Here is an 8,091-nt window from a genome sequence, read left to right as displayed (position 1 = left end):
TGTCAGACGAGGTGCTGTGCGAGCGCTGGGTGGAAAACCCCTACTTCCAGTATCTGTGCGGCGAGGAGTTCTTCCGCCACGACCTGCCGTTCGACCGCTCCTCGATGACGCGCTGGCGGAGCCGCATGGGCGAGGAGCGGATCGTCGCGCTTTTGCAGGAAAGCCTCAGCATTGCGGTCAAGACCGGGGCGATGAAGCCGACCGACACGCGCCAAGTGATCGTGGACACGACCGTGCAGCCGAAGAACGTGATGTTCCCGACCGACGCCAAGCTCATCCACCGGGCCNTCAGCATTGCGGTCAAGATCGGGGCGATGAAGCCGACCGACACGCGCCAAGTGATCGTGGACACGACCGTGCAGCCGAAGAACGTGATGTTCCCGACCGACGCCAAGCTCATCCACCGGGCTCGCGAACGGCTGGTGCGGCTGGCCAAACGGGCGGGGCTGGATTTGCGCCAGACCTATGTGCGGGTCGGCAAGCTGGCGCTGATCAAGCAGCAGCGCTATGCGCACGCCAAGCAGTTCAAGCGGGCCAACAAGGCGCTGCGCAGGCTCAGGACGTATCTGGGGCGCACCGTCCGCGACATCTCCCGTCAGATCGCCGGCGATGCGGAGCTGGACGCGCTCTTCAAATGGTCGCTCTACCAGGCCTCCACCGTTCTCGAGCAGCGTCAGCGCCAGCGCGGCCGCAAAATCTACAGCCTGCATGCGCACGAGGTGGAATGCATCGGTAAGGGCAAGGCGCATGCGCCCTACGAGTTCGGGGTGAAGGTGTCGGTGGCCACCACGCTGAAGCGCTCAAAGGGTGGCCAGTTCGCCCTGCATGCAAAAGCGCTGCCCGGCAATCCCTATGACGGCCACACGCTGGCAAGCGTCATCCCTGACATGGAAAAGACCATCGGCAACGAGATCAGCCGCGTTCTCGCCGACGCCGGCTATCGCGGCCACAACGCACCGCAGAGCCACAAGTTCAGGGTCTTCACCGCTGGTCAAAAGCGCCGCGTGACACCGGCCATCAAGCGCCAGATGCGCCGCCGCTCCGCGATCGAGCCCGTGATCGGCCACATCAAGGCCGAGCACCGGATGGGCCGCAACTGCCTCGCCGGCAAGCAGGGCGATGCGATCAACGCCATCCTGGCCGCAGCCGGCTATAACTTCTCCCTCCTGCTCAGGTGGCTGAAGGCTCTTTTGGGGCTTCTCCTCGCCGCCTCTCAAAGTCAGCCGAAAGAACTCAAAGCCTGATCCCTCCCATTGTTCACGGCGGACGAATCACCAAACAGGGACCGTAGTGCGCGGTTGCCACGCGTTTTCGGGTGTACCTGTGCAATGGCACCCAAATTGCCCTATTCATATGCTCATCATAACTACGCAACAAAAACTTATCCATAAATGTATTTACCAATTGCGGAGATACGTGATAAGTTAGAACATCTTCAGTATTTCGTTGTGGTTTTACAGCATGTTGATGCATGCAGAAAGATTACACATTATGCAACAAAATTGTATATTACAATATGTGTGTGTAGTATTGGTTGCGGAAAGTGCCATTTGGCAATAATCGCTATTTAAGGATTGTGTGTTTCGTCCTTCAGAATGGAACCAAGAAATGCATGCCGACGTGAAAAAAGTGCTTGCGGAATATGAGGAATGTTATCGGCGCGATTCCGACGCGCTGCTTTCTCTACCGGATGCTCCGCAGGCCGTTTTACTTTCGGTTGGGCCCGATACGGGCCAATTCATGAATTCCCTTCTTAAGGGATCAAAGGCGCGCTCCATTCTTGAGCTTGGGACGTCGTATGGCTATTCGACAATCTACCTGGCCGAGGCAGCGCGCGCGAATACCGGGATCGTGACGAGTTGCGATTTTGATGTGGAAAAGCAAATCTTCGCGAACGACATGCTGAGACGAGCCGGACTGGAGGATCATGTTGTTTTCCGTTCAGGAGATGCAATCCAAATAATTGAGAGCTTAGAGGGAGAGATCGAGTTCTGTCTGATCGATCTCTGGAATAGCTATTATATTCCAGCGTTTGATGCACTTTATCCAAAGCTCGCTCCGCTGGGCTACGTCATCGCCGATAATATTAGTAGTCCTGATCCGGTCGCTGGTGAGGGTTACCGCCAACACATCCGCCTGAGGAAGGATATCGAGTCGATCCTGCTGCCTATAGGATGGGGCTTGGAGCTTTCGAGGCGGTGTGCAAGCAGCTGATTGTTCTGTCGTAGAGGAAATAGCCGAATTGCTTCACGGATTAAGGAATTTCGTGAAGACAAGCCGCATTGCCCAGGGAGTAAAAGAAACATGAGGATAATGTCTTTCAAGCCGGGCCATGATGGCACAATTGCAGCGTTGGATGTGTCAGCAGCCGAGCTGATTTGTTCATACGAGGCCGAGAAGGATAGCTTTCGCAGATATTCGACCATTAACCCCACGACTATCCTCGAAGCCGCTGGGCGCCTAGATGCCATTCCGGATATCATTGCCGTCGGTGGGTGGGGCAAACGATTTCGCCACGACCCTGTAGGATACTACGGCATAGCTCAGGGATCGGATGTTGTCGGCGAGAGGACCTTCTTCGGCAGGAAGGTGCATTTCTATTCCTCGACGCACGAGCGCTCCCATCTCTGGGGCTCATACGGCATGTCGCCGTTCCCCGCCGGAATGCCCTGCTATGTGCTGATCTGGGAAGGGGTGTTCGGCGATTTCTATGAAATCGATGAGTATCTGCAGGTCGTGCATCGGGGAAAAGTGATGGCGTATCCTGGTGACAAATATGCTTTCCTTTATGCGCTCGCCGATCCGAAATTCACCTTGCCCAAAGGACCACCGCGTATCGAAGACGCCGGCAAGGTAATGGCGCTTTGCGCCTATGGGCAGACCGGATCGCCTGACCGGGACGAGCAGGCGCTGATTGATTTCCTGCTTCCAAGCGATCAGTACCCGGTGTCCAAAGAGGATCTTCGGAATTCGCCTTACTACAACATTGGCGTAACTCATCAGAAGTTTACCAACCTCGCCAGGCGCGTTTCGGACGCCATCTTCGGTTCCTTCCACACCTTTGCGAAGAAGAACTTGACAAAGGGGTTCCCGCTGCTGATTGCCGGCGGCTGCGGGTTGAATTGCGAGTGGAACCGCCGATGGGTCGAAACGAACCTCTTTTCCGATGTTTTCATCCCACCGTGCACAAATGATACAGGCTCAGCGATCGGGACCGCAGTCGACGCGATGCGGCATTTCACCGGCAAGGCTAAGATCAAATGGAACGTCTATTCAGGCCAGCGTTTCATACTTGACGAAATCGACCGGACCGGACTCGAGGTCCATCCACTCGACTACAGCCAAGTGGCCTCGGCGTTGCTCAGCGACAAGGTGATCGGCTGGGTACAGGGGAATTGCGAAATCGGGCCACGAGCGCTCGGCAACCGGTCAATTCTCGCGGCGCCTTTCTCAACGGCAACGCATGAGAGGTTAAACCGCATCAAGAACCGGGAGGGTTTCCGCCCGATCGCGCCCGTTTGCCTGGAGGAAGATGTCGCGCTCCATTTCGATCTAGCACGCCCTTCGCCCTATATGCTTCTTTTCCAGAAGGTTCTCGATAGCCGATTGAGAGCCGTCACGCACGTTGACGGCACAGCGCGGGCTCAGACCGTATCGCAGGAGCAAAACCCGCGCCTGTTTCAGTTGCTCACTTCGTTCAAAGCGAAAAGCGGGGTTGGCGTTCTCTGTAACACATCGCTGAACTTCAACGGGACCGGCTTCATCAATCGTGCAAGCGACTTGCTAGCTTATGCTCGGGCCGCAGGCCTCGACGGATTCGTGATCAACGATGCCTTTTATCTCCTCAAGGTAAGCATCCGGTAAGGCTTCGCCGAAGCTTCCGATTACCCACATCGTCGGCGGGCCTATTGCCCCGTATGAATCTGCCGTGATTCTGTTCGTGACGCCGAATCACGGAGGCGTCACGGATGCGACACAAGACCAGCAGCAGCGAAGCCGCTTGGTGGGAGGAAGAGCTTTCTGCGGCGGCCCTTCCCGACAAGCGTCTGGCCCGTCGGCTGCAACGGTTGCTGGATCAGATGTCAGCTGCGCCGGGCAAGCCAATCCCGGCGGCCTGCGGCGACTGGGCGGCGGCGAAGGCGGCCTACCGCTTCTTTGACAATCCGCGTGTGACCGAACATAGCGTTCTCGCCGGCCATTTCGCCGCGACCGCGGCGCGCATTGCGGCGAGCGAAGGTCCGATCCTTATCCTGCAGGACACGACGAATTTATCTACAGCCGCGCGCAGCCGGGCAAAATCGGCTTCACCAAAACCATCAACGCCGGGCGCTACAAGGCCGGGCAGCCCAACGTGCTGACCTTGTGCGGGGTGCTGATGCATTCGAGCCTGGCCGTCACCCTCACCGGCACACCCCTCGGTCTGACGGCGGCGAAGTTCTGGACACGAACGAAGTTCAAGGGAACGCTCGCGCTCAAGCGGCACATCAATCCCACGCGCGTGCCGATCGAGACGAAGGAGAGCTACCGCTGGCTGGAGAACCTGCGCCAGTCCATCGCGCTCGTTGGCGCGCCCGAGCGCTGCGTGCATGTGGGTGACCGGGAGAGTGACATCTACGAGCTCCATTGCACCGCGCAGGACCTTGGTACCAGCTTCCTCGTGCGGGTGCAGGCGAACAGGCTGGCAGAGCGGCCTGCCGATGCTGCCCCACACGATCCTGCTCATCGCGTCTTTGCCCAACTTGCGGCGGCGCCTTGCGCGGGACGTCATCGCATTGCGGTTGATCAGGACGAGACGACCTGGCTGCAGGTGAAGTTCGCCGCCATCAACACCTTGCCGCCGGTGGGCAAGCAGAAGCGCTACAGTCCGCAGGTTCTGACTTACATCCACGCCCTCGAAGAGAATCCGCCGCCCGGTCGCGAGCCGATCGACTGGAAGCTGGTGACCAACTTGCCGGTCGAAGATCTCTCCGTGGCGGTCGAGAAGCTCGGCTGGAACGCCCTGCGCTGGAAGGCGGAGGTGTTCCACAAGGTCATGAAGTCCGGCTGCCGTGCCAAGGAGGCGAGGCTCGAGACCGCCGAGAGACTGGCGAAGTTCCTCGCCCTCATCGCGGTGGTCAGCTGGCGCATATTCTTCGTCACTATGTCGGCGCGCGCCAAGCCAGACGCCGCGCCCGACAGCGTTCTCACCTTCGCCGAGATCACTGCGCTGGACCGGATCGACGCGTCCGAACGCGACCGCGCCTCAAACGGCCCACGCTCGCCGCTTACCTGCTGCAAATCGCCATGCTTGGCGGCTATCTCGCCCGCAACCATGATCCGCCTCCCGGCAACATGGTCGTCTGGCGCGGCATGACCCGCTTGCACGACATCGCCTTCGGCATCTCCATTGGATCAAGCCCACGATGTGGGTAATCGGAAGCTTCGCCGGATGCTTACCGCCCGCATCGCCGATACGCCGCAGAACCGGCTGGCCGAACTCTTGCCGTGGAATTGGCAGCTTCGATCAGCGAAAGCCATCGCTGCATAGGACAAGCGAATGGCTCACGGACGCAACAAGTATCAGTCACGAGAGAACCGGGCCCGGGTTCCCGAGATATTGCTTCGCGATTGGGATCCCATCGGTATCTACGGCATACCAGAGGCCACCGACGAATGCGACACGTACGCAAACGGGGCCTATGTCACGAAGGCGCCACCGCGAGCGAGATCGCGGGCTATCTCGTCACCGTAGCCACCGAGCACATGGGACTAACTGACCGCGGACGGCTCGCTGAGAGAAGCGATCAGGTCGCCAAGCTACTCGTCAATCTCCGGCCTGAGGTCAGTGCCCACTGACTGCACATTCGCCGAAAATCTGGCAACCGCGACCTTTGCCGGCCTCCCCGCCGGATGGATAGATGGATACGCTGATATGAGCGAATCTATCACCTCGATCAGATGGGCGATATCAAGTGGCTTCTCACACCGATCAACATTTTTGAAGCTGTCGGGTATATCCGAAGAATTGTGACCCACCAGAAACACGAATGGTATTTGACGTCGAACCAGGTGCTCGGCTGCGGCGAACGTTACCTCGCCTTGTAAGTTCACACCGAGGACAGCACCATCTATCGATGACGAGGACATGATCACGTCGAGAGTGTCCTCGATCGTATCGGCCGGCTGGATGAAGTTTGCGCCTTCTTTGACTAAAGCGTCGCTTAAGTCGAACGCAAGTGTCAAGTCTTCCTCCGCGATTAAGATGCTGCAGTTTCGGAGATTTTGGCCTCCCACTCGATTTTTCTCCAACATGTCACGGGCTACCTGAAATCCGATTGCAAAGCCGAACAGGCATGGCTGCGAACAACCCAGCGTGCGGGCACAAAGTCAGCTCGGTTTCGCGTTGGAGAACAGTTCCTCCGCGTTCAAATGCATGAGGCGGGTAATCAACTCGGGGACCGCACCGCCGTCAATCCAACTGCGACCAACCAAAGTCGAAATGGCCTCCGCGATGCCCCTGCGTGCGATCACACTGTGGCCCACGATATTCTCTGCAACGATATAGTCGCCCCCGAAAGTGAGAATCTTATTGGCAGGGACCGACACAAGGAATTCGGCAAGGAAACGAACCGATGCGACCGGGTTGATGATCCACGCCCAACACATGTCGACATATGCATTGCTGTACTGCTTGCAAAGCGCGATGTATTCGTCTTGATACGGATAACCAATGTGCATAAGTACAAATCGGATTCCCGGATAGGACTGCAGCAATCTGCAGACGTCGTTCGCGTTCTCCCGCACTCTGGCCAGGGGCATGGAATCTCTGCTGGCAAGATATCCGGTGTGAAGTTTCACAGGCAATCTATAATCCTGGGCTTTTCTTAGGCAGTAGTGAAACAGGTAATCCTCAAGTGCCTGAGTGCCTTCCGGGCCGATGAATGGCCGGGCTGCGACCAGTGTCGCAAAATTTTGCTCCGCAACATGTCGATCGACGTGCGCGAAGTTCAAGGCTCTGTAATAGGCTCCTACGTACTTTACCGCGACCGCCTTCCTTCCAAAGCGCTCGAAATAGCGGTCGACCGCTGCCAGCCAATCATCGAAGGAATTGATCTCGACGCCAAGTTCTGATTGCACCTTCTCAATGTCACGAAGGCTGCACCGGCTCAGCTCCATGATGCTGAGATCCTGTCCGAGAAGCGACGGCTGAGCGGTCTCCATGAATATCCGCTCTAGAGAATTCACTTGGCACTGCGAGATGCGACAAACACCTTTCAGAATATGGTCGTAGAAGCCAGGCTTCTTTATTTCATGATACTTGCTGGAGAGCTGCTCTATGTTTCCCAGGGCGAAAGATTTGACGCCGTAGAGTTCCCTGATCGTGATACTCAGCGCTTGCGCATAACCTGTATGTTGCACCCGATCCCAATAGGGCGAAACAATCTTGAACTTGTCAACTGCGGAAACCTCGGGATCATAAAACCGCTGCTGGTCCGCTGCGCTCATCCCCGCACAATGAAGATCATCCTGGAGATATTCTCTGAATAGCAGAGACCAATCATCGCAGGGTAGAAGCCCGTCGTTCAGTGGAGCAATGCGCCTAGACTCCTCGACCAGATGCTCGTGCGTGTCCGCGAGGACAGTTTCCGCAACTTTCTCGTGAATCCAAGTCATGGCCTCGGTGCCGATCATCGTATATCCTTCCCAGTTTCGAACCGCTGTCTAGGGTCTAGCTTCTAGGGGTGTTCTGGTTACGCGGAATTAGACTCTCCGTCTGACTGGGCCTTCAGTACGGCTTGAGAAGCTGTCGCGTCTGATTGATTGGTCCTGGAACGCTAGCGGCGGGGGGGCTGCAAAACAACCGTATAAAAAGTCATGTACCGCAGGACTAAATGTTATCAGGCGGATGGCAGGCTTGGATGACCAGGTGATAACGTGAACCAAGTGCCGGGTTCGAGTATCAGAGCCAACTCGATGAGTATGTGAGATGGATGCGCGATGAGCGTGGATTCACACCGGCGACAGTCGAGCAATGGGCCCGTGTGATCGGCAAGTTCCTGCGCTGATGCGACCAGACGAACCGGCAACTGAGGAGTCTTCAGCCCGAAGACG

At 57.2% G+C, this 8,091-nt stretch carries 7 protein-coding genes; 5 read left to right on the top strand and 2 right to left on the bottom strand.

All coding sequences use genetic code 11. From position 1 onward, the window contains the following. From CIT26_RS15245 to CIT26_RS15230, 5 genes are all read left to right on the top strand, one after another. Positions 1-1,244, top strand: a 1,244-nt coding sequence (locus CIT26_RS15245) for an IS5 family transposase (RefSeq protein WP_143747851.1), incomplete at its 5' end; no start/stop codon positions are given. A 364-nt stretch (positions 1,245-1,608) separates the two neighbouring features. Further along, positions 1,609-2,214, top strand: coding sequence for an O-methyltransferase (locus tag CIT26_RS15240; protein WP_095493350.1), 606 nt, complete (start codon positions 1,609-1,611; stop codon positions 2,212-2,214). A gap of 99 nt (positions 2,215-2,313) precedes the next feature. Then, complete coding sequence (locus tag CIT26_RS15235) at positions 2,314-3,864, top strand: carbamoyltransferase C-terminal domain-containing protein (protein WP_245319442.1); 1,551 nt, start codon at positions 2,314-2,316, stop codon at positions 3,862-3,864. 104 nt (positions 3,865-3,968) lie between these two features. Beyond that, positions 3,969-4,358 carry an IS4/Tn5 family transposase DNA-binding protein gene (locus CIT26_RS37645; RefSeq protein ID WP_245319441.1) on the top strand — a complete coding sequence of 130 codons (390 nt, stop codon included), beginning with the start codon at positions 3,969-3,971 and terminating at the stop codon, positions 4,356-4,358. Positions 4,359-4,369: 11 nt separating this feature from the next. Next, positions 4,370-5,353, top strand: a complete 984-nt coding sequence (locus CIT26_RS15230) for an IS4 family transposase (protein ID WP_245319447.1) — start codon at positions 4,370-4,372, stop codon at positions 5,351-5,353. A 443-nt stretch (positions 5,354-5,796) separates the two neighbouring features. Here the strand turns inward: CIT26_RS15230 and CIT26_RS15220 are convergent, their stop codons facing one another. After that, complete coding sequence (locus CIT26_RS15220) at positions 5,797-6,222, bottom strand: response regulator (RefSeq protein WP_143747850.1); 426 nt, start codon at positions 6,220-6,222, stop codon at positions 5,797-5,799. Positions 6,223-6,366: 144 nt separating this feature from the next. Then, positions 6,367-7,671: an amidohydrolase family protein gene (locus tag CIT26_RS15215; RefSeq protein WP_095493347.1), complete on the bottom strand. Its 1,305-nt coding sequence runs from the start codon at positions 7,669-7,671 to the stop codon at positions 6,367-6,369. Positions 7,672-8,091 lie beyond the last annotated feature (420 nt).

This window comes from Mesorhizobium temperatum, assembly GCF_002284575.1.
GTDB classification, from domain to species: Bacteria; Pseudomonadota; Alphaproteobacteria; order Rhizobiales; family Rhizobiaceae; genus Mesorhizobium; species Mesorhizobium temperatum.
This window is presented reverse-complemented; position numbering and strand designations above follow the sequence as displayed.